General features: G+C 36.8%; 1 protein-coding gene. It reads left to right on the top strand.

Going from position 1 to position 3,542, the window contains the following annotated elements; all coding sequences use genetic code 11:
- Positions 1 to 80 precede the first annotated feature (80 nt).
- The coding region (locus tag ENL20_10205) for a hypothetical protein (protein ID HHE38928.1) at positions 81 to 3,542 on the top strand (3,462 nt) is incomplete at its 3' end.

Here is a 3,542-nt window from a genome sequence, read left to right as displayed (position 1 = left end):
CACACTTTCGATATTTAAAATAATCAAATATTTTCAAAATAAGGTAGTGTATCATAGTTTATGAAAAAAAAGGAGTAGTTATGAAAAAAAGTATGTATGTAATTGCGTTATTAGTATTTTTATCACAATTTTTGTTAGCTGAAACGATCATTCAGACTTACAATTTTGAAAAACCTGAGATAAAAAAGGCAAATGGTTTTGATGAGATAGTTTATGAAAACTGTCGTAATTTTGGTGAAGAAGGTGATCCCTCTCTTCCTTATTTAGCAGCTACTATTCTATTACCGCAGAATCAGGAACTGGAAGAAGTAAGAATAATTTCTTCTGATTATTATCCTGTTCAAGATGGGATAACAATTAAACCTGCAGAAAGACAATTTCCAATATCATCGGGAAAACATCTTGATTACAAGGTAATTCCAAACGAAGAAATCTATAATTCAACAGAATCGTTACCTGCGAAGATAGTAAATAGCACAAACACAAATTTCTTGTGTGGTCATTCTATTGCGTCGTTTACAGTTTGTCCTGTTAGTTATGTTCCTTTAGAAAATCAGGTAGAATTCCTGAAAAGTGTAACTCTTGAAATTAAAACCGTTGTAACTGGAAAGGCTTTAGCCTCAGGAAGATTCCTGCAAAATTCCGCAAAAATTGAAAAGAGAATTGAAAATCTCGTCGAGAATCCAGAAATGTTAAATCAATATTCATATTCCCCACAAATTAGAGATAATGAAGAGGATATTCTATTAATAACCAACAACGCTCTTTTACCTTCATTCAGCGATTATATTGATTTTAAGGAAGAAACCGGTTTTATTATGGCAACTGCTACTACCGAATATATCAATACAAATTATACAGGATCTGATCTGCAGGAAAAGATCAGAAATTGTATTATCGATCATAACACGAATAACGGAATCAGTTATGTCATTCTTGGAGGAGATTCCGATACAAATAATTCCAGTGATATAATTGTCCCGCATAGAGGTCTTTCCGCTTTAGATGATCCGACAATTCCTTCGGATATGTATTATGCAGGTTTGGATGGTAACTGGAATACTGATGGAGATGGTACATGGGGAGAGCAAAATGAATGGGATTTGTATGCAGAAGTAAATATCGGTAGGATTTGTGTAGATTCTGCTACGGAAATTATAAACTTCACACATAAATTGGAGATGTATCAGGATTCTCCGGTAGTAACAGATATCGAGAAAGCCCTAATGTTAGGTGAGGAATTGAATAGTAGTCCTCAAACAAACGGCGGAACTTATAAAAATGAAATTGTCAACGGTGGTAGCTATAACGGATATACAACCTCTGGAATTGCAGGAAATTTTACAGTTTCAACTCTTTACCAGATGGATACAAATTGGGATAAATACGATGTTTTCAGTCAATTTAATTCAACCGGAGTTAATCTTTTAAATCATCTCGGTCATTCATCACCTGATTTCAATATGAATATGTATAACTCCGATCTGACTACTTCAAATTTTACTAATAACGGTGTTTCCCGAGGATATGTCATAGGTTATTCTCAAGGTTGTTATAATGGTTCTTTCGATAACTGGCATTATAATGGTTATTATATGTCTGAAGATTGTTTTGCTGAAAATATTACAACGCTTGAAACTGCTGAAGTTGCTTCTATTGCTAATTCCCGCTATGGTTGGTATCAACCGGGTGGAACCAATAGTTCATCTCAATATTATGACAGACAATTCTATGATGCCATTTTCGGACAGGATATTTTCGGTATAGGAGATGCTAACCGTTATTCCAAAGAATTAGATGTTTCTCTTATCCAGACAGATGAATATATGCGCTGGACGGCTTATGAATTAAACCTTTTTGGAGATCCGTCAATGGATATCTGGACTGATGCCCCGGTTGCTATGAACGTATCTTATCCTGCCAGTGTTCCTATTGGAACAAGTTCGATCGCTTTTACCACAGATGCTCCTTATGCTCGTATTGGTTTAATGCAGAATGGGGCTATGATCGGAAGAGCTGTTGCAGGAGCTTCCGGTGATGTTACAGTCAATTTATTCTCTGCAATCGATAATACAAATGATATAAGTGTTTCCATAATTGGTCACAATAAAATCCGACATCAAGGAACGATTTTAGTCGTTTCTAATCAGGCTTATGTTGTTATCGAAAGTTATACTGTTAATGCTGGAGGAGATGATGTTATCGAACCGGGTGAAACTGTTACCTTAACCGTAACTCTGCAAAATGTTGGAGATCAAGATGCTCACAGTGTAAATATGACCTTATCTGAAACTGATCCTTATATAACTTTGACAGATAATTATGAATCTTATGGAACGATCATAGCAAGCAGTACTGTTACCAGAACCAATGCTTATACATTTACTGTTTCGAGTTCAATTCCTGATAATCATCCTATTCAGTTGAATGCTGGAATAGTCGCCACAGAAGGTAATTGGAATGATGAAATCAATCTTACGGCAACTAATCCAGTTGATATCACATATTCACCTTCATCTTTTTCCGAAATATTAGAACCAGATCAAAGCTCTTCTCAATATCTTTATCTTGGAAATTCCGGAGGAGCAACTCTCGATTATACTGTTACTCTGAATGAAACGCGGATGAGTCCGTTATTAAGAGATATGATAAATAATTCAAAAGACATTATTCCCGGAGATGAAAGTTTAAAAATACCTTCAGGAATTGTATATGAATATACTTCCCGTTCTTATTGTTCTGCTTCCGGAGGTTGTGATGAATATATCAGCCGCATACAGGTTGGTGACATTGATAACTCATCAGCCTGCTCCGGTTATGCCGATTATACTTCCTTATCCACAGATATGACCATTGGAACCGGATATAGTTTTATTCTGACCATTAGTAATCCTTACACAAGTGATCAAGGCGGATTATGGATCGATTGGAATCAGGATGAAGATTTCGAAGATGCAGGAGAGGAAATTACAACCAGTTGGTCAGGAACCGGACCTTATTCAATAACAATCACACCTCCCGAAGGAGCATTAACAGGTCAGACGAGAATGCGAGCCAGACTTACCTGGAACACAGCACCAACGGCTTGTGGAACTCATACTTACGGAGAAGTCGAAGATTATACCGTAAATGTTGTTTCTTCCGGACCTGATTGGTTAACTATTGATGGAGGTTATACAGTCAGCGGTTCGATTTCGCAGGGAGATCCTGACGATACAATCACAGTCGGATTCGATTCTTCGGGACTGGCTGAAGGGATTTATAATGCAGACATCATTGTTGAAAGTAATGATCCCGACGAATCACCATTGACAATTCCAGTTACCTTAACAGTTGATACTAATCCTGTTCCTGAAATTACTGTAACATCTCCCAACGGCGGAGAAGACTGGGAACTCGATTCAACTCATAACATCACTTGGACAAGTTCCAATACGAGCGGAAATGTTAAGATAGAACTTTATGATAATGGAAGTTTTTATAACACCATAATCAGCAGTACAACCGATGATGGAACTTATAGCTGGAATATTCCCGACACT

It is taken from the genome of Candidatus Cloacimonadota bacterium (assembly GCA_011372345.1).
Classification (GTDB): domain Bacteria; phylum Cloacimonadota; class Cloacimonadia; order Cloacimonadales; family TCS61; genus DRTC01.
Note: the sequence above shows the minus strand (reverse complement) of the source record. Positions and strands in the feature narration are given on the sequence as shown.